The organism is Halobacteriovorax marinus SJ (genome assembly GCF_000210915.2).
In the GTDB taxonomy this organism is placed as follows: Bacteria; Bdellovibrionota; Bacteriovoracia; order Bacteriovoracales; family Bacteriovoracaceae; genus Halobacteriovorax; species Halobacteriovorax marinus.
Window position 1 is genome coordinate 2527705 of sequence record NC_016620.1, and the last position, 24322, is coordinate 2552026.

Genomic DNA, 24322 nt, shown 5'->3' on the forward strand with positions numbered 1-24322 from the left:
ACCACTGCCTATATTTTTGACGGCCTTTGAAATCATTTCAAAAAGTAACTATTAAACCCAGAAACTCTCTAGAATTGTCTGAATAAGAGAATTTAATTTAACGAGGTTTCTATGTTTAAGTCGCTCCTACTTATCCCGGCCCTAGTGCTATCTATTTCTACGGCATCGGCCAATTCAGATAATGAAGTCCAATTAGATGATTGGATGTTCAATCCATTATCTAAATTTGTAACAGAAGATCAGTGGAAGAAAATTACTGACGATATGTACGAGGAAAAAATAAAGAAAGAGAAGCAAGCAAGAATGTTTGGTGAAGGGAAAATTATCACTGTTGATACTAGAGATCAAAAAGAGTGTAAGTCACTTCAAGAAACTTTAAAAAGAACAACTGCTGCTTCAAATAGTGAACTAGAGAAATTATGTCAACAAGACGAGAAGAAGCCATACACATCTTTTGTCGTTGTTGGAGATCAAAATAGAACTTACCTATCATTAAATGGTTTATCCGATAGACAAAGAAAACTAGCAGAGCAAACAAGAAACTTCACAGCGCTTGGTGCTGCTGCAATTGGTTTACTTTGGGTAATGCCAGAGTCTGTATCAAAGTGGGACAAAGATGAAATTACGAGTACAGGTCTTGGTAATAAGTGGAAAGAAAATGTTCAAGAAGGACCTGTTGTAGATAAAGATGACTGGATGATTAATTATATTGGTCACCCAATCTCAGGAGCTGCGTACTATACAGTTGCTAGACACGCAGGCTTTAATAAAATGGAATCATTTGGATATAGTGTAATGATGTCTACTTTCTTCTGGGAATATGGATTTGAAGCTTTCGCTGAAACACCTTCAATCCAAGATCTTCTCATTACTCCTATTATTGGATCACTTATGGGTGAAGCAATGTTCTCAATGGAGCAAAAAATTAAAGATAATGGAGGAAAGCTATTTGGATCAGAAAAAGTTGGTGGTTTTGCAATGGCGCTAATGAATCCAGCAGGAGCGATGCTAGATGGAATTAATGGCTTCTTTGAAACAGAAGTTATTAAGAGTTCAAGAACATATCTCTACACGCAAGGACCTTCACAGAATAGATTTGGATCAGATAATTTCGAGATTCAAGATTCTGTTATTGGTATAGGAATCGAATTAAAATTCTAAAAAATAAAAAGGAAGACTAGGTCTTCCTTTTTTTATTCCCACTCTATAGTTCCAGGCGGCTTAGAGGTTATATCATAGACAACTCTCGTAACACCCTTCACTTCATTTGTAATTCTCGAGGAAACTTTAGAAAGAAAATCTCTTGGCATATCAGACCATGTAGCCGTCATACCATCAGAACTATTTACCATTCTCAGGCAAATCACTTCCTCATACGCTCGTGAATCCCCTTTTACACCAACTGTTTTAATTGGAAGAAGAACAGTTAACGCCTGCCATGTCGATTCATATAGTCCACTTCGATGTAATTCTTCAAAGAGAATTTGATCGGACTCTTGAACCTTTGTTATAGATTCGGGAAAAATCTCTCCCAATATTCTAATTCCTAAACCAGGTCCTGGAAATGGATGTCTATAAACCCAATTATGTTCTAGGCTCAGTTCCTCACCAAGTTTTCGAACTTCGTCTTTAAACAAATGTCGAAGAGGCTCTAGTAATTTAAGTTTCATTCTCTCTGGAAGCCCACCCACATTATGATGAGATTTAATTGTAACAGACTTTCCATCCTCTTCATGAGGAGAAATAGATTCAATGACGTCGGGATAGAGAGTTCCCTGTAAGAGGTAATCAAAGTTTATCCCATGACTCTCTTCAAATTCATGAACCTTTTTTTCAAAGACTTCAATAAAAGTATTTCCAATCATCTTTCTCTTCTCTTCAGGATCAGAAAGACCTTTCAACTTTGAAAGAAATAAGTCTTTTACGTCAATAATTTCAATATTAAGAGGTAACTTCTCTTGCAGTAACTTAATGTGACCTAAGTCTTGTGGACGCAACAAACCGTGATCAACAAAGAAGCAATATAGATTATCTCCTAAAACTCTGTGGGAGAGCATCGCTGCCACTAATGAATCAACCCCTCCAGAAAAAGCACAGAGAACTTTCTTATCTCCAATAGCTCTGACCATTTCAGTGGCCTCTTCTAACATCTCACTTGCATTCCAGTCAGCATTGAGCTTAGCAATATTTTTATAGAAGTGATTTAAGATATCCTTTCCATGATCACTATGTTCAACTTCAGGGTGAAATTGAAGACCTAGAATCTTTCTCTTCTTATGTTCAATTCCTGCAATTAATCCATTCCCACTTTTAATTGCAACTTCAAAGTCTTTTGGCACAATAGAAATATGATCAGAGTGACTCATCCAAACGTTAATATTGTCTGGACAACTTTCAAACTCATGCCCCTTGGTAAATTCAATTGTGGCGTGTCCATACTCTCCGATCGTTCCCCTCTCTACATTTCCTTCAAAGAACTTTCCAAGTATCTGCATACCATAACAAATACCAAGAATTGGAAGGTCTTGATGGTTAAATATAAAAGAGTAATCATTCTCATCTTCAAAGACTGATTGTGGTCCCCCACTTAGAACAAGGGCATCTGGAAGCTGATCGTTTGCAAATAATTCACGACACTCTTTCAAAGTTATAATCTCACTAGAGTACCCTAGCTCTCTAGACTTTCTAGTTATGAGCTGAGTATATTGTGAACCAAAATCTACAATCCAAATTTTACGATCTATAAGTTTTTCGCTTTTCATTTCTTTCCTACGACTTTTGATAATTAGGTGCTTCTTTAGTGATCATCACATCGTGTGGATGTGACTCTTTTAAAGAAGCTTGAGTGATTTGTATAAACTCAGCTCTCTCTTGTAAAAGCTCAATTGTCTGCGCTCCAACATAACCCATTCCCGCTCGTAATCCTCCGAGCATTTGATAGATATTAGAAGCGAGAGATCCTCTATAAGGAACTTGCCCCTCTATTCCCTCTGGAACGAGTTTTTGAATTTCATCTACTGCGCCTTGACCATAACGATCTTTAGACCCAAGTGCCATAGCACCAAGAGACCCCATTCCTCTATAAACTTTATAATGTCTTCCTTGGTAAAGAATCATCTCTCCAGGAGATTCATCACAACCAGCAAAGAGAGAACCTAGCATGACACAGCTAGCTCCTGCCGCAATGGCCTTTACGATATCACCAGAATATTTGATTCCACCATCTGCAATCATAGGGATCTTTAATTTTTTACATTCGATAGCGCACTCTAAGATTGCGCCTAATTGAGGAACACCTATTCCCGCGACAACTCTCGTTGTACAAATTGAACCAGGTCCAATTCCAACTTTAACACCATCAGCCCCAGCTTTAGCCAAGTCTGCGCAGGCCTTTGCTGTCGCTACATTTCCTGCCACAATATCAACTTCAGCAAAAGTATCTTTCAACCTCTTAACCATTTCAACAACACCCTTTGAGTGTCCATGGGCAGTGTCTACAACTAAAGCATCAACTCCAGCCTCTACTAATCTAATTGCACGATCAAATTCCTTATCTCCAACACCCATTGCTGCTGCAACTCTTAGACGTCCATACTTATCTTGATTTGAGTTTGGAAAGTCACTTTTCTTCATAATATCTTTTATCGTTATTAAGCCCGCTAGCCTTCCCTTTTCATCTAAGACTGGAAGTTTTTCAATACGATGTTTATGAAGAAGGGCCTGTGCTTTATCAGGATCAATTCCCTTCTCTGCAGTGATAAGTCTATCACCAGTGGTCATAATATCTTTTACCTTTACAGATAAGTCTGATTCAAAACGAGTATCTCTACTCGTAATAATACCAACACAAATATTATCTCTATCTACTACTGGCATACCTGTAACCTTTCTCTCTCTAGCAAGTGAAAAGACATCAGATAGTGTTGCCTCAGGGGAAACAGTTACTGGATCTAAGACCATCCCCGCTTCAAACTTTTTAACTTTTCGCACTTCCTTTGCTTGATCCTCTGGTGAGAGATTCTTGTGAACCACACCTATTCCACCCTGTTGGGCCAAGACAATAGCTGCTCTTCCTTCGGTCACAGTATCCATTGCAGCAGAAACAATTGGGATATTGAGATCTATATTCTTTGAGAATTTTGATTTTAAATTTGCATCTGCAGGTAAGATTTCAGAGTAGCCAGGTTTGATTAAAACATCATCGTAAGTCAAAGCAAGCTTTGGTGTTAAATTGTTCATGAGGTCCCTCTTCATAGATAATTTAAGATGTTGAAATTATAACTTAAGTAGGGATAGAAAACGATACGAAATACTTGCTCATCGTGCCGTTAGGTCAAGCTAATTAGCGTTTACCTGAGGTAAACGCTAAGCTAATAAATAAAATGATTTTTTGAATTAATAAGATTGCTTATAGTCTTGATCGTAGCTTTTTAGCTCGTTAATTAAAGAGTTCACTTCTTTACTGTGACGCAGTTGCTTTTTGTATTCTCTTGTTAGAGATGACTCAAAAGCATCTTTCTTTATCTTTACAACTGGCTCAATACCTATTGAAGCTGGCTTTCTAGTTGTCTTTGTCTTAGTTGAAGCAATAGAGCGAGCTGCTTTATCTTTCTTTTGACCAAAGATATAAACCTTCACTCCCGATTTCTTACTATACTTAGAAACTTTCTTCACTTTAGGCTTTTTCATATTTACCGTCTGCATCTTCTTAGAATAGTAATCAGCGAGGGCACCATCAAGACTTTTTTCTGCACTATGGTCTCTTCTATAAATAATCTCGGCCTCAGACTTTTCTTTATCAAGCTCTACAATAGAAGCAATGGCCCTCTCCTTCTTCTGAGAAGGGGAAGATTTAAACATTCTTGTATCTTGAGCCGTTAGAATACTCTCTACAGGTTTAATATTCTTCTTTTGAACTTCTGACTTATCAAAGAGCGCTTGAAGCTTAGTAAAAGTATTACTTCCAACTGGTGTTGGGTTTCTAGGTGCTCCATTATTGTATTCCTTAGAAATAAAAGAGAACTTCCCAGATGAAACATCAAGCTTTAAATAATCTTCAAAGAGATTTGCAAATGAAAAGTTTCCATTTAGAACAAGGATTTGTGTCTTAACAATACTATTGTCAAAGTCAACAATGGCCTCTCCTTCAGAAAATGAAACTACACTATTTGGTGTTTGAATTTTATAGTGATCAGAATTTTTCTCATGAGATTGTACCCATAAATAACCATTTTGAAGTTCTAAAAAACCTTTTAAGATTTTTGCACTACTACCACCGGCAAAATGAAAAACTTGGTCTTTAAAGTTTTTTACAGTAAGTTGCCCCCCAACCTCTGTATATACTTCTTGGAAATCATAAATATGATCTCCTGGCTTAAGAGTTACAGTTTTACCTTTAGATACAAGAAAGGCATTTCCTTTTACAGAAGTCACCATCATCTCAGGCGAGTTTGCAAAAGTTAAACTCATTGAAATAAATGTAATAAAGAATGAGAGTAAACTAATTCTTTTTGTGTCTTTGTACAATTTTCTCATAGTGTGAACTCAGTATTTTCCATTCAGGAGTGTTTCTATATTTTTTTCTAAATTCCTCAGCTGCACTAAAGAATTTATCTTCATTACCTATTTTTAAATTGGCCAAAGCCATCCATAACTTAGAACCTCTATAGAATTCTGAAGTTGGGTAAGCTTCAACTAATTTTTCAAAATTAGTGATTGCCCAATCATAGTGATTTCCCGATTCAAATGCAGCAACTCCTGCTTGAAATAAGAATTGGTCATCCATTTTCTTTGTTGGAAATTGGTGCTTATATGTATCAAAGAACTGAGCAGACTTTTCAAAGTTCTTTAGAGAAAATTCTTTCTTAGCTACAGCCAGCATTTGCTCAGGTGTCCACTTATAAACATCAAACTTAACCATATCTCCAGTGTCATAAACTGGTGCAACAGAAGCAATTTTTCGAGCTGGTTTCTCACCCATTGACTCTTTTAATTGAACGCTTAAATATTGGTTCTTAGTTTCAAGTGCTGCAATCTCTGTCTTTAATTTAGAAATCTCATACTTTAATTCTCTCTTCTCTTTTGAGAGTTGGAGAATTGTATCCTCTTGATGATTAATTTGTGCCGATCTCTCTTCGATATGATTCATGAAACCACATGAAGTTACACTGGTGACTAGAGTTGCAAAAACTGTTAATTTTATGGCCTTATACATAGGTTATTCCTCTTAAAAACCTTAATCTTCTCTAAACTAATCGGACAAAACGCCAAAATATTTAGCAAAGTAGACTAAAATAAGAGAATTTTCTTAAAGATTATTTATAGAGCTCTTGATATTTTTCAAATATATCAAGTAGTTGATCAATTCCAGAGACTATTGGAGCTGGACCGGGTTGTAGGAAAATCTCAGGTTTCAATTCGAAAACTTGAGCATTTTTGACCGCTGAGATTTCTGTGTAACCCTCTCTTTCGTAAATATGATTAAAGACGACTTTCTTTCCACACCAGCAAGCGAAGATAATATCTGGATTGGCCGCCACAACTTCTTCATTAGTTATAAATCTATCTGTAGCAAGGGAGTTCATACTCTTATCCATATGTATAACTTCTCCACCACAAATTTCGACAATCTCACTAAACCATTGAATACCGCAAATGAGAGGGTTATCCCACTCCTCTATATAAACTTTGGGTCTATGTTTAAACTCAGACGCTCTTGCTCGGGCCATCGAAATTTTATTCTCAAGCTCTTCAATATAGCTTGAGGTCTTTTCCCCTTCGCCAATCATATGCCCAAGCATAGAAATATAGTTTAGAATCCCCTCCACAGAGCGATGATTTGCAATAAAGACATTTTGTCCCATAGCAATTAAATCCCTAGCTATGTCTTTTTGAATATCAGAAAAGCCCAGAATGAGATCAGCATTCATTGAGACAATCTTTTTGAGATTAGCACTAGTGAAAGCACAAACTCTCTTTTTCTTCTTCGCCTCTTTGGGCCTCTCAACAAAGGCCGAAACACCTACTATTAACTCACTTCTTCCCAGAGCGTAGAGAACCTCTACACTCTCTTCAGTTAGACAAACTATAGACTTTGGAAAATCTCTCACTACTACATTCCTTTTAATAAGGCTCAATCATAACATTTAAATTGTAAATTTTTAGTAATTTTTCGGTGATATCTCTCAACTTTAATAGGCATATAACGATAATTTGATAATATATATAAGATAGCAATTCTTTTAAGGAATCCACAAATGGGAACTTCTAAACTGCAACTCATTGTTGCACTTCTCCTAACTTTAACTTTTTCAACTTGGGTTAGTGCCTCTGGAGGAGAAGAAGATAAGATTCCAGATATTCCTGTAAAATTTGCGATATCGACTCTCAAAGTTGAAGATAATTATTACCTCGCACTCAATTATGAAAACTTTCCACATTGGCATACCTACTGGAAAAACCCTGGAGACGCAGGTCTTCCACTAAAATTTGATTTTCAAATTGATAATAAGAAAGAAAGTCTCACTGAATTAGAATGGCCAACACCTAAGAAATATATTGAAGAGGGAGATATGCTGGCCTTTGGATACGAGAAGCAGTATTCAATATTTTTCAAATTACCTAAGAACTTTTCTAATAGTACATTTAAAATTGATTCTAATTGGCTTGTTTGTAAGCATATATGTATTCCAGGTAAGGCCCATGTTGAAGGAAGCTTCAATGACTTTAAAGTTAATTTAAGTACTCCTGCTTCATTTGAGGTTTCAGAGGATCAATTAAAAGAGAGATTTGAGAAGCTTCCAAGAGAAAATTCAAATGCTCCCCATCTAGATCTAGTCCTTGCTAAAGATGGTAAAGAAGATAATAAGCTAGTTCTCTATTACAATCTCTCGAGCTTAGAAAATAAAGAAATTGATATAGCTAAGAATATTCTTACTCCATTTCCACACGAGCCATTTAATTTTATTAGAGAAAAGGTTTTTAAAGATAAGAAAGGAAATTACTACGCCAAGTATAATATTGAATGGGACGGCGAATATATGGAGCCAGAAATCCCTCTCCCTAAAGATGGTAAGTTCAAAACTCCGTATGAGCTTCGTTTTTTGTTTGCAAACCCTACAAGTGGTCAAACTGAGATTATTAAGCATAGCTTTCACTCTTTCTCACTAACTGCTAGTGAAAACTTTAATAAATTTACAGAACTGCTCACTCCTGTAGAAACAAACTTAAGAAATAATTTAAAAGACTCTAGTCCTACAACTCTAGATACAACGAAAGCAAGTGCTAATGAGTCCATTTTCTTTTACTTACTTCTAGCTTTTGTTGGAGGACTCATATTAAATTTCATGCCATGTGTTCTCCCGGTTATTTCCATAAAATTATTTGGGTTAATCCAACATAGATCAGAGAGTAAATCTAGAATTCTTAAACACAATTTAAGTTATACATTAGGGATTCTTACTACATTTGTTATGCTCACAGTTGCTATCATTGCTCTAAAGTCCGCTGGGGAACAAGTTGGCTGGGGCTTCCAGCTTCAATCGCCAGTTTTTGTCCTGGCAATGATCGTAGTTCTTTTTGTATTTGCACTAAATTTATTTGGACTCTTTGAGTTTAGAACACCTGGTGGATCAAAGCTTGGAGGACTAGAAACTAATGAAAGCTTCTTTGGAGATTTTTCTTCTGGTGTATTGGCAACCATTCTCTCCACACCTTGTTCCGCTCCATTTCTAGGAACGGCACTTACATTTGCATTCACTTCATCTAATTTTACAATATTGGCGATTTTCCTCTTTGTAGGACTTGGACTGGCCTTCCCATTTCTGATTACAGGCTTTTTTCCTGCCACTATTTCATTTCTCCCAAAGCCTGGAATGTGGATGGAGAATTTAAAGAAATTTCTAGGACTAACTCTACTCCTAACAATTATCTGGCTAATTGATGTCTTCTCATCGCTAACTGACCATATGGCAGGAGTAATGATAAAGCTCAATACGGCACTACTATTGTGCTTCTTTGCCTTTTATCTTGCTAAGAAAATCACTAAATCCAAGTTATGGATTGCAGTCTTTCACATCCTCTATATTGCTTTATTTGCGAATATTCTAATGACTCCTAAGAGTGATATTAGTAACAAGAGTCAATCAGCTCTTCTTCAAGAAAAGAACGCAAAAGGTCTACAGTGGGAAAAGTGGTCTGAAGATAAAATGAAACAATATGCAGGAGAGGGAAAGAAAGTATTTATCGACTTCACTGCAAAATGGTGTTTTACATGTAAAGTAAACGAAAGGCTTGTTATCGAAACGAGTGCATTTAAAAAGTTAGTAGACGAAAAAAATGTTCAACTCTTACTTGCTGACTGGACTAAGAGGGATGAAGTCATTGGCTCTTGGCTTAAAAAGAATGGTTACGTTGGAGTTCCCGCCTACTTTGTAATTAATTCAAAGGGAGAATTAATAGACTTAGGAGAAACAATTTCAATTAGTGAAATAAGTGAGAGCTTGAATTAATCAAGCTCAAACTTACTAGGTTGATTCATTAATTTTTTAAGAACATCTCCAGGTACAGCATTTTCATAAAGAACTTTATAAACACCTTGAAAAATATTTGCTCTAATCGCATATTTCTCACATAGTAGATGAACGGCTTTTGCCGTCTTATAGCCTTCTACAACAGTTCTTTGCGAGTTTATAATCTCCTCAGCACTTCTACCTTTTGCAATTTCAAGCCCGAATGTCTTATTCCTAGATAACTCTCCGGTAGTTGTTAAGATAAGATCACCCATTCCACTGAGTCCATAGAAAGTCTCTGGTCTAGCATTGAACACCTTTCCAAAGCGTAGCATCTCAGCAATACCTCGAGTAATCATGGCCGCACGAGTGTTGTGATTATAGCCAAGACCCTCAATAATACCACCAGCGATGGCCAATATATTCTTAAGTGCACCACCTAAGAGTACACCCTTTACATCATAGCTAGGTAGTACTTTAAAATATGTTGTATCTAGCATCTTAGAAATGCTTTCAAGATTATGTTTAGACCTTCCGGCAGCAGTAACAAGCGTAACTTGCTCTTGAAGTATTTCTTTAGCAAAGCTTGGACCTGAGAGAAAGATAAACTGCTCTTTATACTCATTCCATAAATCAAAGAAGAGATCATCGGCCATCTCTAAGGTTTGCGGGTCAATTCCCTTAGACAGAGAAACGAGAGGAATCTCTTGTTCAAAATACTTTGTAAAACGCTCGTAATTCTCTTTGAAGAAATCATTTATTCCAGCAGTAGGTAGTCCAGAAACGATAATCTCAACCTTCCCCTTTGCCTTCTCATCAACTTCTTCCCAAGTAAGAGCGGGAACAATATTATCAGCGAGATTAATCCCCGGAAGATAGACTTCATTTGAGCCCTTTAATAGACTCTCATATACATCCACTGATCTAACCTTAAGAATTACATTTTTGAAATTATTGGCCAATACCGAGGCTATTGATGTTCCAAACGCCCCTGCCCCAACAACTAGTGCATAATCATACTTCATTACATCTCCTATAATGGAATTAGTAATAGTGTACTACAGAGAGAGGATTCCTGGAATTGTTGAAACTTTTTGATACATCTGAATAACTTCATCAGAAGAGTTACAAACACTGGTAAAGCTAACAGAAGTATACTTGCCATTTTTAGATGGTTTTTCAGATAATTTATTACCCTCAACCATCCCCTCTAAAGTCTTTAATTCTGTACTTGGAACAATGAATTTAAATAAATATGGCGCAGGCCAAGTATATTGGTCATCTAATAATGCTTTAAATTTTTCTAATTCTGATATCATTTCTGCCTTATAGTCTGAATTTATATAGCATAATTAAAACAACCGCCCCTTTCAGTCAAGTACGAGCAAAAAACTATAGTAAAATCAATATCTTCCGATAAGTACCTTATAAAAAGGATTTATTTTGAGACTGATTTTATTATTTGCGCTGCTATTTAACTTCTCCAATATTCTCGGTGATGAGTATTGGCATTATAGAGAATACCTCGACAACTTCCCTATTCAAAAAACTAAGATTGCCAACTTAAAAAAACTGGTAGAAGAAGATGCAAAAAAGTTAAACCAAAAACAAAACAAAACTGCGCAAATCGTATTTATCTATCCAGGCAAACAGATCTCTGATTATTGGAGAAGAAATATTACTGCACTTGAAAAAAGACTTACCGACTCTGGAGTGAAGTTTAATATAAAACTTATTCCTGTTGAGACAGGTTCAAGTGTAAATGAAGAGACCAAAGATATTATAAGAGCAATTAAGAATAGGCCGGACTATTTAATCTTTACTCTAAATGTGAAAGATCATGCAAAATTAATAAATCAAATTCTATCATTCTCAAAGATTAAATTAATCTTACTCAATATAACGACACCGCTTAAAACACTTGGGAAGAATCAGCCGTTCTTCTATGTAGGCTTTGATCATGAGGAAGGTTCTAAGAAAATTATAGAGACAATTAAAGAGCGTTACCCAGATGGAGGAGATTATATGGTGCTTTACCACTCAGAGGGCTATGTCAGTCAGATGAGAGGAGACTATATGATCAAGGAACTTAGAGAAAGCAAAAAGTGGAATTTAAAAGCTAGATACTATACTAATGGTCAGGGTAAACGTGCAGAAATCGCAATTAATGACTTCTTTAAAAAGAATAAGAAAGTTGATCTCATTATTTCCTGCTCAACAGATATAAGTTTAGCCGCAGCTAAATATAAAAATAAGAAAGATTTTATATTAAATGGATGGGGAGGCAGAAGCTCTGAGATTGATAATATACAGAGTAAGAAAAGTGGTATTGATTTTACTGTCATGAGAATTAATGATGATAGTGCCATTGCTGTAGCAGAAGCTATAAAGCTTGATCTTCAAAATAAGTCCAATATGGTTCCTATGATTTTTTCAGGAGAGATGGTAATTATCGATAAAAATACCTCTAAAGAAAAACTCCGCTCTTTAGAGAAAAGGGCCTTTAGGTATTCTAATGAAGAAATCTAAAGATATTAAAATTTCTTATCTCTTAGGAATTATCATTATTGTCATAGTAACCCTAGTGACGATTCCTCTTTTCTATAATCAATTCAACTCCTCTATGCTCCTACTTAAAGATAAAACGATTGATGACTTTAAGGATGAAGAGAAGTTAACGGAAGTATTTATAACATCTCAACTAGAGGCCAAGAGAGTTCAGTTGCGAGAAGCTGCGAATAATTTTGAATTAAGAAAATTATTAGAGTCAAAGGGAAGTAGTGCCTTAACGAACGTTCTTAAGAAGGTAGTCACATCCCCTATTGACGCGGACTTTATTTTTCTATCATATGATGGGAGTGAGCAAATTACAGATGTTAGTCTCAATATTTTAAATACGAAGCAAATCATAAATGATTACTTAGAAAATCATTCCATTGAAAGAGACTTTGAACTCTATACGACAAAGACCTCTAACCTTATCGCATTTCTAAAAGAAGACATCATATCAAGAAAGACAGGTCGTATTCTTGCAACTATGCATACAGGATATATTCTAAATAATAGAGCAAGTTTCTTTAACAACTTATCTCTTAAAGTTTTAAAGACTAATTTCTACTTTATTATTAATGACAATGTTTATTCTAGTTCAGGAGTCATGAGCGTTGATGACGCAAAGGCCATTACTTCTGCTAAAGTAGGAAGCTTAATTCAATCAAATAAGAAATTATTCTATATAACAAAAGTAAAACTTGATGATATTTACAGTATCAAGGTCGCTTTTGAAACAAGCTCCAACTACGTTAAAAATCTTAAAAGTTCTTATATATACAACTTTCTGATTACAGTTCTAACCTCCATCTTACTTTGTATTATAGCTATCTATATCGCGAATAGATTGATCACTCCTCCATTAGAACATATCGTGAATACTATTAGTTTACTAATGATTCGAAACTTAAGGTCGACACCAAGAAGAAGTTTTATTAGAGAGTTTAATTTAATAGAAGATAACTTCATCTCCGTCTTTGATAAGTTTCAGCAAAAGAAGTCTCAACTTGCAAGTTTTGTGAGTTCTTCACCAATTTCAATTTTGATTTTAGATTACAAAGGTAAGATTATTCAAACTAATGATGCGAGTATAAACCTATTTGAGATCAGTGATAAGAATGGAAATATTTTAAAAGATAGCGCTCTAAAAAATTGCGATGACTTCAAAGAGATGCTCTCAACAATAAAAGATCGTAAGAAAATTTTTGAAGATGAATTCAACTTTAAGTCAGGTGAAAAGTGGAAGAATACTCTTTGGACAATTCACCAAGACAATAAAGAGAATTATATATTCATTCAATGTGTAGACAATACTGAAAAGCTTGAAACTCAATCTATCATTGAGGCCCAAAGATCAAAGTCAGTTCACAATCAAAAACTTGCTGCCATTGGGGAGATTGCAAGTAGTGTCGCTCATGAAATTAATAATCCAATGGGAATCGTATCACTCTCTCTAACAATGCTTGAAAACGAGCTTGAACAACTAGAGATCAACAGTGAAAAGAAAAAAGAGAATATAAGAAAGTCTATTTCCAATATTGAAAACTCTGTTGAGAGAACATCGCAGATCATCTCAAACTTACTGGATTTCTCTAGAGAAGGAAGTAAAGACCGCTTAGAGTCTAAAAACCTAGACCTCGTTTTAAATAAAACCCTTCTCTTTATTGAAGAGAAATTAAAAAAGAATAAGATTACTCTCAATACGCAGGGACTAGATAAAGATATAAATATTTACATAAAGGAAACACAATTCTCTCAAATACTTGTCAATCTCTTCAATAACTCAATTGATTCCCTAATTGGACAGGAGCGCAGAGAGATTGACCTCTCAACAAGAGTTGAAGACACAACTTGCTACCTTCACTTTAAAGACACCGGAAGAGGAATACCAAAAGAGCTGGAAGAGAAAATCTTCTCGCCATTTTTTACCACAAAATCAGTTGGTAGTGGAACAGGCCTTGGACTTAGTATTTCCAAAAACTTATTACTTGAAATGTCTGGTGATATAAAACTTGAGAGAGAAGATTCAGGAGCTCACTTTATTGTGAGCATCCCTATAAAAAATTAATTAGAACTTGACGAGATTACCATCGAGATCATGTATCTCAGGAGTTTTCCCGTGAGCATATCTCAAGATGTCTATCACTTCTCTAGCAGAACCAATTCCAGACATAGATGTGATATAGTCCGCTTTCTCTCTCACCTCTAAAGATGCACCAGGAACAGTTGCTGAAAAACCACTGGCCATCATTAGTGGAATATCAAAGAACTCATCTCCCATGTAGAGAATTTCTTCTCTTTCATATCCCTGTGCAAGAAGCTCTTTAAAAGACTCTCTCTTATCCTCATTACCGTAGTAAACAAAATCAAGTTTTAAGTTCTCTTTAAATCTTTTAAGTACACTTAGAGAGTCTCCACCAGTGATAACTCCAACTTTAAAACCAAAGCTCTTTAGCATCTTAAGTCCATAACCATCACGTGTATCGGTGAATCGATTCCACGCCATTTCATCCCCACTGTACCAAACTTTTCCATCAGTTAAGATTCCATCAACATCAAATGCAACGACTTTGATTTTGAGAAGTTTTTCTTCAAATTTCTTAGCAACTTCTTTTAGATTAATTTCCATCAACTACATCCTTAATTTGTATTAGCTTCCTTACAATGCTCTGAACTTTATCAATAGGTAGAGCCGTTGCCGAGTCAGAGAGTGCTTTTTCAGGGTTTGGATGACACTCCATAAAAATCCCGTCAGCTCCAGCAGCAACTGCTGCTTTGGCCAATGTAAATATCTGCTCTCTCTTCCCACCTGTCTGAGTACCTAAACCACCAGGTCTTTGTACGCAATGAGTAGCATCATGAATAGTCCTTACACCAAAGCTTTTCATAATCTGAAAGCTTGCCATATCTACGACAAGATTATTATATCCAAAGCTTGTCCCTCTCTCAGTAAGAAGAATCTTATCTTTTGAGAGGAAGTTGAGCGCTTTATCTACAATATTCTTTGTCTCTTCCGGGCTTAGGAATTGCCCCTTCTTCACTTTTAATTGTCCATTATATTTTGCACAAGCTTCTGCACCGGCCAAGATCATATCTGTCTGTCGACAAAGAAATGCTGGAACTTGTAATGTTTGAACGACGCTTGCAATTTTCTCAGCTTGTTCAGGATGATGAAAGTCCGTAATTGTTGGAAGAGAATAAGTCTTCGCAACTTTCTCTAAAATCTTTAGACCGTCATCGATCCCTGGTCCTCTATAAGAATCAATAGATGATCTATTGGCCTTATCGAAACTTCCTTTAAAGTGTAACTGAATTCTCCCCTCAAACTCTTTGAGGTCTTCAACTAACTTACCTGCAATATCCATTGCTAAAGTTTCACTTTCTAGAACACAAGGTCCAATAAAGAAGTCCATTTTTTTATTTTCCATACTGATCTGCCTTTTCAATAAATGCTTTAAATAGTGGGTGCGCCGAATAAGGTCGCGATTTAAACTCAGGATGATACTGACAAGCAATGAAGTGAGGATGCTCACTCAGCTCCACAACTTCTACCAAGTCCAATTCCTTATTAATACCAGAGATAACCATTCCTGCTTCGCTAATTTTAGAAGCATAAATATTATTCACTTCTAGCCTATGTCTATGTCTTTCACTAATAATTGAGGCGCCATATACCTTCTTAGCATATGATCCATCGAGAAGTTCACAGTCATAGGCACCAAGTCTCATTGACCCGCCCTTTGATCCCTCTTGGCTCTGACCTTCCATGAAATGGACGACTAAGTCGCCTCCACTTCCAAATTCTTCACTCGTAGCAGTTTCAAGTCCAACAATATTTCGAGCGTATTCAATCATTGCTAACTGCATTCCTAAACAGATACCAAAGAAAGGAAGCTTATTCTCTCTCGCATACTTTATCGCGGCAATTTTCCCCTCTGTTCCTCTTTGACCAAAGCCACCAGGAACGAGAATACCTTGCACATTAGAGAGAACTTCATCATTGCCTTTTTCTAACTCCTCAGCATCAATATAAACAGGTTCAAGCTCTAGCTGACATGAATTTGCTGCATGGTTGAGGGCCTCATCAAGAGATTTATATGATTCAACTAACTCCGTATACTTTCCAACGATTCCAATTTTTACTTTTCTCAGAGGGTTCTTAAAGTTAAACACAACTTTTTCCAAATCATCTATCTTCGGAGCTGCTGCCCAAATTCCAAGTAAGTTCGCAATTCTCTGGTCTAGTCCTTGAGCATGTAAGCTTAGTGGCACTTGATAAATTGTATCGACATCAATTGATTGAAAGACATTTTCTTTTTGAACATTGCAAAAGAGAGAGATTTTATCGACTAAAGAAGACTCTATTTCTCGATCTGATCTACAAATGATTATTTGCGGGAAGAGTCCCATCGAGCGAAGCTCTTTCACTGAGTGCTGGGCAGGTTTTGTTTTTAACTCACCTGCTGCGCCTAAGTATGGAACGAGTACTAAGTGAATAAATAGAACATTTTCTGGTCCAACATCATGAGCGAGCTGTCTAATTGATTCGACAAAAGGTTGTGATTCAATATCACCAACTGTTCCACCAATCTCACCAAGTAAGACCTCAGCGTCCTCTGCCGCAATATGAATTCTTCTCTTAATCTCTTCCGTTATATGAGGAACAACTTGAACAGTTTTTCCAAGGTACTTTCCTTCCCTTTCGTTCTCTATAACTTGTAAGTAAACTTGTCCCGTTGTGAAGTTACTCGTACGACTTAGAGTTAGAGAAGTAAATCTCTCATAGTGACCTAAATCTAGATCCGTCTCTGCACCATCATCAGTAACAAATACTTCTCCATGTTGTGTTGGACTCATTGTCCCAGGATCCACATTTATATAAGGATCCATCTTCAACATATTTACCTTAAGCCCTCTTCTCTCTAGAAGACCCGCAATACTAGCTGCAGCGAGACCCTTACCTAGTGAACTAGCAACTCCACCGGTAATAAAAATAAATTTCTTAGGACTTGATTTTCCTTTCACGGAGAACTCCTTCAAGTTTTTCTATATCTTCTGGAACATCGACTCCCATCAATGTCATATCTGTAGTAACAGCACCCATGGTAAAACCATTCTCAAGTGCCCTGAGTTGCTCTAACTTCTCAATTAATTCATAACGAGAAGGAGAGAGTTTACAAAATTTCTTTAAGACCTCAGGACGATAAGAGTAAATCCCAATATGCAAAAACCAGTCTTTAATATCGACACTATCTCTATAGAAAGGTAACTCCGCCCTAGAGAAGTAGAGGCACTGCCCATTAATTGGACTATAGATGGCCTTAACCTTATTCGCATCAATATGTTCAGCTTTATGACCGTGAAATGGTTTCACCACAGTGGCAATATCAAAGGAGCTCTGCTCGTGATAACTGGCCAATCTAGACAATAAGTCACTTTCAATTAGTGGCTCATCACCTTGAACATTTACAACAAAATCCCAATCTGTATCGCTATAGAATCTCTCCAAGGCCAGGGCTATTCTTTCGGAACCAGAGGCCACATCGTCATCGACACGAACAACCTCTCCTCCGAAATCTAGCACATGCTCTTCGATTCTCTCATCATCAGTAACAACACAAACAACAGAGTTTTTAAGTTGGTCTTTAATGCCCAAGCAGTTTTCATATACTCTTTGTATCATTGATTTTTTAGAGATTTTTGCAAGAGGTTTGCCTGGAAACCTTGACGACGCATAGCGAGCAGGAATGAGTATGAGAACTCTTAATTCATTCAAAAATCATCTCCGTGATCTTAAGGGTAGAATTTAACACTTTAGTTTAAATCTTCCAAGCTATGTTATTATAAATAATGAAAATGATAAGAAGAAAATATTTTTTCCACATATTTACGCTTTGCTTCCTATTCCTAAGTTCTTCGGTCGCACAGGATTATGAAAACACTGTTATTACAGACCCAAGTATTTCCAGAAGATGTGAAGAGCTTCTAAATAAGAGGAATCAAAAAGTTGCTCATAAACAAAAGCTCATGGAGCTCATTACTAGAAATAGAAGACTGCTCAAAAATGTCCCTAAAGAGAAGAAGACTGTTAAAGTTAAACTCATAGAAAATTACGGAAAACTCAAAAATGAGTTGAGGCTTTCTCTAATTAAGATCACCCACCTTGAAGAGAGTATTGTTCGTACAGGATGTCCGGGACTCACCCTATAAAGATTCTTTAAAAACTCCCCTTTTCAGGCCCAAATTTTTTGCGTATCATTTTCTCACACACACGAGAAAAAGAGACAGATAATGAACGGATTCATTAAATTAAATGTAGCAATGACAATTGCATTTGTAAGCACGACAACGTCTTACGCCCAACCAACACCTAAAGAACTTCACTCAGAAGGCTATGTTCAATCTTTAGATCAATCTGCTTCCAGCCGATTAAATACGAAGGCTCTCCATCTTAACGATGTCATAGAGCAGGGACTGCGAAAGAATTACGATCAACAAATAAGAAAGTATAATGACGAAATTCTCGATCTAAAGTGGGATGATACTTGGGAAGACTTCTGGCTACCAAAGGTAAATATTTCACTTATTTCGGATGAGCACAGACTGGGAACTGTTAAAGGTGGCAGCAATAACTCAAGTCCAAGAAATAAGCGACCAGATGGTGCTCTTTCTCTTAACTTTGGAGACTATACTCTTTTTAACTGGGGACGAGACTACCTTCCCTACTTAAATACTAAAGCAGATATAAAGAGATCAAAAGAACAGATTAAAGAGGACTCTAGAGAGTTAAAGCATGATTTAATAATTGCTTACTTTAGACTTAGCTTTTTTAACGAGCAAGAAAGAATAAAGAGAGACCAACTAAGACACGCATCTTTTATCTATCGTCTCAATCGTGAGAAAATTTCTCTAAAGAAAGTTAGTAAGCAAGACTACTATCTCGCACGCTCCGAGTACTTAAGGGCCCAGAATGAATTTCAAGAGGCCAAGAATGCTGTGCAACTCCAGAACGAGGTTGTAGCAAACTTAATTAATGATGAAGTGGGAACAAAGTATATTCTTCAAGACGCTCTTAAGTATGAGCTCTTAACTACTCCTCTAGATGAAATTATTAGAATTGCGAATGCAAATAATCCCGACACACTTGATGCACTCAAAGAAGTTGAAAACGCAAAGAGAAGCTACGAGCTTGCACTTAAGAATAATCTCCCTCTTCCAAAAATTAGTATGACTCTTGGTGCTTATGACTACCGTTTTGGACCAAATACAAATAGAACAACATTTTCTACTGGAGAGGGAAACTCTAATATTGATATTGTGGCATCAATCAATGCAACATGGTCACTAACGGGTTCTGGAGGATTACTTAACTCTAGAAGAACAAAGTCGTCTATGCTTTCTAAGCATTTAGCATTTGCCAAAAAAGCGCAGGCTCAAAGAGATTCTAAAGCACAAATTAAATCTCAGTACTTCACTGTTAAACACTTACAAAATCAAATTAATATTCTAGACGCAAGGATTCCAACTCTTCAAAAATCATTTGATACTATTTTAGAAAATTACATGAATAAAAGAACGCGCTATATTGATTTCAAAAATACTCTTATTGAATTGACCGATGCTCAGATACTTTTAGAACAAAGTAAATTTCTACATCTCTTAAACAAAATAGAGCTAGCAAAAGTTGCGGGAGTTGAAGACTTCCCGGGGCAGAATTTTGAAAATTTAAAGCAAAGCAAAAAGGGTTCTAAATAATGAAAGCACTTATAGCATTACTGACACTATTCATATTACTTAACCCAATAACATCGGCTCAAACGACACTGCCTCCGACTGATGATGAATTAGAGGGAGAATTAAAATACCTGAGATCTGGCAAAACTAAAGATCAGAAGAGCCTAGATGAAGAATTGCGTATTCAGAACTACGACCTAGAAGCTGGTCTATCTCTAGATAGCTATTCAACAAGTAAGGACAGCTCTAGAGTATCTCTACTGTATAACCTAAACACTAACCCTATGAAAGCAATGGATGTTTCAGGTTTTGAATTTCAATATGCAAGGAAACTAGACCGCGCATGGTGGGAGTTTTACGGGGCCCAAAGTAGTGCAAAATTTAGTCAAGTTGCAGACGCGAATGGACAATTTCCAACTTTTAGCAGCGATGAAATCTCAGAACAAACTCTAAAGACAACAACTCTTGGTACCGGTCTATCTTATAGAACAAGTTTAATACAAACTTTATTCTCAAGTGACAACCTCTTTGAAACTATTGGAGCATTTGTAAATTACAATAAGACTTCTACCGAACTTGGGGAGTCCTATAGTGGTCCAGGTATGAAAGCTGACTTTGGACTACATTATAGAACAAGTAACTCTTTTCACTGGGGGATGAGATTTAATTATAACCTCGCCCATGTTAAGAGAAGTAAGGTTACTGATACAGAAAAATCAAGTGAGAGAAGTCTTCTACTAAAGTGGACCTCTTTTGCAGCAGATCTATCTTTTTATTTTTAATTAAGCTCGAACGACCCTTTCGTCGAGCAATAACATGGAGCCCTTCGAATGATTAGTCGTTATGACAAGAAAGAAATTTCTGAAATTTGGACAGAGGAAAATAAGTTTAAAACTTATTTGGAAGTTGAACTCGCTATCTTAAAATCACTCGAAGGAAATAGAGTTCCTGTAGGAACGAGTGAAGAGATTCGAAAATTGGCCAAGATCGATGTAAATAGAATTACAGAGATCGAAAAAGAAACTCGCCACGACATCATCGCATTCTGTAGCTCAATTACAGAGAATCTCGATCCAAAAATTGGAAAGTTTTTTCACTTTGGAGTAACTTCCAGCGATATTATCGATTCAGCTCTTACACTACAAATTAAACAATCTCTCGAAAGAATTCTTCCTAGCTTCAAAAAACTTCTAGCTTCATTATCAAGCAAAGCAAAAGAAACAAAAGACCTTCCTACAATTGGACGCTCTCACGGAATGTATGCTGAGCCTATGAGTTTTGGACAAAAGATTCTAGGTCACTATGCAGAGTTTAGTCGCCGATACCTTGAGTTACTTGACTACTACAACGATGAACTAAGGGTTCAATTCTCAGGAGCTGTTGGGAATTATACAATCTTGACGCCAGAGCTTGAAGAGGTTGCAGCAAATGCCCTTGGACTTAAGCCAGAGGAACATAGCACTCAAGTTATTCCAAGAGATAGAATTGCAAAACTTATATCTATCTTCTCTTTGACTGCCTCTGCAATTGAGAGAATCTCAGTTGAAATTAGACACCTTCATAGATCAGATGTTGCTGAACTTTTTGAAGGTTTTGCTAAAGGTCAGAAGGGCTCATCTACAATGCCCCATAAGAAGAATCCTATAAGCGGAGAGAATCTCACTGGTATGGCGAGAATGCTTCGCTCTCATATGAGTGTCGCTCTCGATAATATAGTACTTTGGCACGAAAGAGATATCTCTCACTCTTCAACGGAGAGAATGTATCTTCCCGATGCCTTTGGAATCCTACTCTACTCTCTTGATAGACTTAGCTCGACGGTTGAGAATTTAGTTATTAATGATGATGTAATTTCAAATAGAGTTTTTGAAAATTGCACCTATCTATCAAGCTACTACCTTCATCATCTTATTGAGAAAACGAATTTCAAAAGAGATGATCTTTACTCTCTAGTGCAACAAGCAAGTTTTGAAGCAAGTAAAACTCAAAGTGCAGAAGTATTTCACCAAGCACTTCAAACTCTTCTAGAGAGCAAGCAGACAAAGCTAGAACTCCCAATTCCAACAAGGGACGAAATTAAAAATATCTTCTTAAAGTCTACAGATAAAGTATTTGAAAGGGTTGAGAAGAGTTATCCACATGGAAAAGAGCTATAAGAGCTCTTTTCCGTATTCTTGATCTTTGAGGTGACTCACAATATTTTTAACTTTTTGTGAGTCCTTCTTAGGTAGAACAACAACTGACTTACCATTGGCAATGACAATTAAATCTTCAATACCAATGAGTCCAACGAATTGATCGGGAGTATATACAATATTTCCTTTAGAATCTTCAAAGTAATGATTCTTAGCGCTCACAAGCGTATTACCTTCAGTTTCTTCAACAACAGTAGAGAGAGCATCCCAAGACCCTAAGTCATTCCAATCAAAGTTGGCCTTACATAGACCAATTCGAGATGACTTCTCCATGATAGCGTAGTCGATTGACTCAGCTGGAAGTTTCGCATACACCTCGGCTACATTCTTCTCATTGCCAAGGGCCGCATATAGCTCATCATAGAATTCAAAGATCTCAGGACAATGGGCCTGAAACTCTTCTAGTAGAACACCAATTTCCGCTACAAACATTCCTGCATTCCAAAGATACTTTCCAGATTCGAGATAACTAATGGCCGTCTCTTGATTTGGTTTCTCTTTGAAAGTTACGACGTCTAGAGATGTCTCAGTTAACTCCTCCCCTGTTTGGATATAACCAAAACCAGTGTGAGGAAAATGAGGAGGAATACCAATAGTAATAATTCTCTTCTGAGAAACAGCAACCTTAAGGGCGCTTTGGATCGTTTGTTGAAATCCATTCTTATTCAAAATAACGTGATCAGATGGAAGTATTGCAACAAGGTCAGACTTACTTGCACCATTTTTCATTAATGTTGCCAATGATAGCAAGATACATGGCGCCGTATTTCTTCCACTCGGCTCGAATACGACTTGACCTTGTCCTATTTTACCAGCTGATTCTTTGAGAACTAACTTCTCTTGCTCTTTGACTGTAACAATATATCTTTGTTCATTTTTAACTAATCCATCGAGACGGTCGAGGGTATCAGCTAAAAGACTTTGACTTGAAACTAGAGGTAAATACTGTTTAGGCTTTTTAGATGTGGACTCTGGCCAAAATCTTGTCCCCTGCCCACCGGCCATAACTAAACTATAAATATTTCCCATAAAATTACCTTTGTAAGTTATGGGAATATTATAGCAATAATTTCTAAGAATTGAAATTAATCAAATTGAGTGAATCTATACTCTGAAGAGCTAAAAAGAGATTTGTGCTCTATGACATAGTCCTTGGCTTCACTGATATTTTCAAAAACACCAATGCTCACTCTAAACCATGTACCTTTATGCTGAAGGTTTTTTTCGTTAATTATAGTTGTATAGCCTCTCGCCTTAAATCCCTTTGCGAAAACTTCTGCTTCATCGACAGAGGGAAATGATCCGACTTGAATCGTATACTTACCACTTAACTTATCTCTAGAAGACTCCTTAGGTGCTTCCATCTGAGGAACTTCTGAAACTTCACTGCTCGTAGGACTTGTCACGTCAGTGTTCATAGTTGAATCACTATTCGTGGCCGTGCCAGAAAACTCTTGCTCAACTTTCTTTTCTAGGGCCATATCAGTTTTTTCTTTGAGGGCCTTGTAAGTCTCATCATCAGAATTAACTGACTTTTCAATTTCATTAACCTTCTCTTCTGCTGGTGAGAGTATTTCAACTTTATTGACGTCCTCTTTACTATAGCCAGATTTTTCAAATGAATTGTTAACCCCTATCTTTACTCCCAAGAGAAAAGATGTGATTGAAATCAAAATCATGAAAACAAAGATTAAGAATACTTCTTTTTTTGCAAATACATAGAGTTTAGTTTTATCTTCCATAGCTCTATTTTAATCGCCTCTAAATTTGCATGCAATCGTAATAACCAGTAGTTATTTTTACCCACTAGTTCAAAAAGCGAACCTAAACACTCCTAAGCTCTAGAAAATTCGACGCCACAATTGGCAAGCTCCATGCACCCCTTAAACATTGAACTTTTCAAGGGGTAAATATGAAAGCGAGCAAGAAAATTTTAAAAAATCAGAAAGGCCAAGGACTTATGGAGTACATAATCATCTCTTCTTTGGTAGGTATATTTTGCCTAGTCGCTATGAAGCAATTTGGAGAAAGTGTCCATACACGTGTAGAAAAAATGAGAAAGGATATAGTGAAACATATCCCTGCGAGATAGATTTGTACCTTCTTAGAACACTCTCACTATTTAAAATAGCAACTCTCTCACTCTACTTCTCCTGGTCCATTGCCCAGGAGTCAGAGTGTCAATCACATAAACATCACCTAATTCTAAAGAAGATGACTAAGGCGATCGTTTTAAATAAGAAAATGAGAGTCTTTAAATGCAAACAATTAGTCACCATCAATATAAGAAACTCAAAAATTGAAACTAAGAATTACTTTTCTCTAAAAGAGTGA

22 protein-coding genes are annotated in these 24322 nt (G+C 36.5%); 9 read left to right on the plus strand and 13 right to left on the minus strand.

Features of this window, described 5'->3' with window-relative positions; all coding sequences use genetic code 11:
• The first annotated feature begins 111 nt into the window (after positions 1-111).
• Positions 112-1161, plus strand: a complete 1050-nt coding sequence (locus tag BMS_RS11995; RefSeq protein WP_014245087.1) for a DUF3943 domain-containing protein — start codon at positions 112-114, stop codon at positions 1159-1161.
• Between the two features lie 32 nt (positions 1162-1193).
• On the opposite strand, the gene guaA is transcribed toward BMS_RS11995, so the two are convergent.
• The 5 genes from guaA to BMS_RS12020 form a co-directional block, all read right to left on the minus strand.
• The gene (guaA, locus tag BMS_RS12000) at positions 1194-2762 is read right to left on the minus strand and encodes a glutamine-hydrolyzing GMP synthase (RefSeq protein WP_014245088.1); all 1569 of its coding nucleotides are present in this window, start codon (positions 2760-2762) and stop codon (positions 1194-1196) included.
• 7 nt (positions 2763-2769) lie between these two features.
• On the minus strand, positions 2770-4239 hold the full coding sequence (gene guaB, locus BMS_RS12005; RefSeq protein ID WP_014245089.1) for an IMP dehydrogenase: 1470 nt from the start codon (positions 4237-4239) through the stop codon (positions 2770-2772).
• A 156-nt stretch (positions 4240-4395) separates the two neighbouring features.
• Positions 4396-5535, minus strand: a complete 1140-nt coding sequence (locus BMS_RS12010; RefSeq protein WP_044557578.1) for a hypothetical protein — start codon at positions 5533-5535, stop codon at positions 4396-4398.
• Positions 5501-6214, minus strand: a complete 714-nt coding sequence (locus tag BMS_RS12015; protein ID WP_014245091.1) for a tetratricopeptide repeat protein — start codon at positions 6212-6214, stop codon at positions 5501-5503. The genes BMS_RS12010 and BMS_RS12015 overlap by 35 nt, the downstream gene beginning before the upstream one ends.
• A 100-nt stretch (positions 6215-6314) precedes the next feature.
• Entirely contained in the window at positions 6315-7109 is a 795-nt protein-coding gene (locus tag BMS_RS12020) for an ABC transporter substrate-binding protein (RefSeq protein ID WP_044557579.1), read from the minus strand.
• A gap of 147 nt (positions 7110-7256) precedes the next feature.
• On the opposite strand from BMS_RS12020, the gene BMS_RS12025 reads away from it, so the two are divergent.
• Positions 7257-9509 (plus strand): cytochrome c biogenesis protein CcdA, encoded by a 2253-nt coding sequence (locus BMS_RS12025; protein ID WP_014245093.1) that lies wholly within the window; start codon positions 7257-7259, stop codon positions 9507-9509.
• Here the strand turns inward: BMS_RS12025 and BMS_RS12030 are convergent.
• The gene (locus tag BMS_RS12030) at positions 9506-10534 is read right to left on the minus strand and encodes an NAD(P)H-dependent glycerol-3-phosphate dehydrogenase (protein ID WP_014245094.1); all 1029 of its coding nucleotides are present in this window, start codon (positions 10532-10534) and stop codon (positions 9506-9508) included. The two genes, BMS_RS12025 and BMS_RS12030, sit on opposite strands and share 4 nt — an antisense overlap.
• Before the next feature lie 33 nt (positions 10535-10567).
• The gene (locus BMS_RS12035; RefSeq protein WP_014245095.1) at positions 10568-10828 is read right to left on the minus strand and encodes a DUF493 family protein; all 261 of its coding nucleotides are present in this window, start codon (positions 10826-10828) and stop codon (positions 10568-10570) included.
• A gap of 124 nt (positions 10829-10952) precedes the next feature.
• On the opposite strand from BMS_RS12035, the gene BMS_RS12040 reads away from it, so the two are divergent.
• Together BMS_RS12040 and BMS_RS12045 are read left to right on the plus strand one after the other, a co-directional pair.
• Positions 10953-12038, plus strand: coding sequence for a substrate-binding domain-containing protein (locus BMS_RS12040; protein WP_014245096.1), 1086 nt, complete (start codon positions 10953-10955; stop codon positions 12036-12038).
• Positions 12025-14127 carry a sensor histidine kinase gene (locus BMS_RS12045; RefSeq protein WP_014245097.1) on the plus strand — a complete coding sequence of 701 codons (2103 nt, stop codon included), beginning with the start codon at positions 12025-12027 and terminating at the stop codon, positions 14125-14127. The genes BMS_RS12040 and BMS_RS12045 overlap by 14 nt, the downstream gene beginning before the upstream one ends.
• Here BMS_RS12045 and BMS_RS12050 read toward each other — a convergent pair whose 3' ends face one another.
• Genes BMS_RS12050 through kdsB form a run of 4 tightly spaced genes read right to left on the minus strand, consistent with a single transcriptional unit; the run spans position 14128 to position 17835 of the window.
• Positions 14128-14688, minus strand: coding sequence for a KdsC family phosphatase (locus BMS_RS12050; RefSeq protein ID WP_044557580.1), 561 nt, complete (start codon positions 14686-14688; stop codon positions 14128-14130). It lies immediately after the preceding gene.
• A complete protein-coding gene (kdsA, locus tag BMS_RS12055; protein ID WP_014245099.1) occupies positions 14678-15487 on the minus strand; it encodes a 3-deoxy-8-phosphooctulonate synthase in 810 nt (269 codons plus the stop codon). The genes BMS_RS12050 and kdsA overlap by 11 nt, the downstream gene beginning before the upstream one ends.
• A complete protein-coding gene (locus BMS_RS12060; RefSeq protein ID WP_014245100.1) occupies positions 15477-17084 on the minus strand; it encodes a CTP synthase in 1608 nt (535 codons plus the stop codon). The genes kdsA and BMS_RS12060 overlap by 11 nt, the downstream gene beginning before the upstream one ends.
• Complete coding sequence (gene kdsB / locus BMS_RS12065; RefSeq protein ID WP_014245101.1) at positions 17062-17835, minus strand: 3-deoxy-manno-octulosonate cytidylyltransferase; 774 nt, start codon at positions 17833-17835, stop codon at positions 17062-17064. The genes BMS_RS12060 and kdsB overlap by 23 nt, the downstream gene beginning before the upstream one ends.
• A gap of 74 nt (positions 17836-17909) precedes the next feature.
• Here kdsB and BMS_RS12070 point away from each other — a divergent pair, with 74 nt between their 5' ends.
• The 4 genes from BMS_RS12070 to purB all read left to right on the plus strand — a co-directional run bounded on the left by BMS_RS12070 (position 17910) and on the right by purB (position 21949).
• Positions 17910-18269, plus strand: coding sequence for a hypothetical protein (locus tag BMS_RS12070; RefSeq protein WP_014245102.1), 360 nt, complete (start codon positions 17910-17912; stop codon positions 18267-18269).
• Between the two features lie 81 nt (positions 18270-18350).
• Complete coding sequence (locus tag BMS_RS12075; RefSeq protein WP_014245103.1) at positions 18351-19814, plus strand: TolC family protein; 1464 nt, start codon at positions 18351-18353, stop codon at positions 19812-19814.
• Complete coding sequence (locus BMS_RS12080; RefSeq protein ID WP_014245104.1) at positions 19814-20575, plus strand: hypothetical protein; 762 nt, start codon at positions 19814-19816, stop codon at positions 20573-20575. The genes BMS_RS12075 and BMS_RS12080 overlap by 1 nt, the downstream gene beginning before the upstream one ends.
• Before the next feature lie 48 nt (positions 20576-20623).
• Positions 20624-21949 carry an adenylosuccinate lyase gene (gene purB, locus BMS_RS12085; RefSeq protein ID WP_014245105.1) on the plus strand — a complete coding sequence of 442 codons (1326 nt, stop codon included), beginning with the start codon at positions 20624-20626 and terminating at the stop codon, positions 21947-21949.
• Here the strand turns inward: purB and BMS_RS12090 are convergent.
• Together BMS_RS12090 and BMS_RS12095 are read right to left on the minus strand one after the other, a co-directional pair.
• Complete coding sequence (locus BMS_RS12090) at positions 21944-23017, minus strand: mannose-1-phosphate guanylyltransferase (RefSeq protein ID WP_014245106.1); 1074 nt, start codon at positions 23015-23017, stop codon at positions 21944-21946. The genes purB and BMS_RS12090 overlap by 6 nt on opposite strands.
• A 56-nt stretch (positions 23018-23073) precedes the next feature.
• Positions 23074-23730, minus strand: a complete 657-nt coding sequence (locus BMS_RS12095) for an SPOR domain-containing protein (protein ID WP_014245107.1) — start codon at positions 23728-23730, stop codon at positions 23074-23076.
• Positions 23731-24082: 352 nt separating this feature from the next.
• Here BMS_RS12095 and BMS_RS12105 point away from each other — a divergent pair, with 352 nt between their 5' ends.
• Complete coding sequence (locus BMS_RS12105; protein WP_014245109.1) at positions 24083-24322, plus strand: hypothetical protein; 240 nt, start codon at positions 24083-24085, stop codon at positions 24320-24322.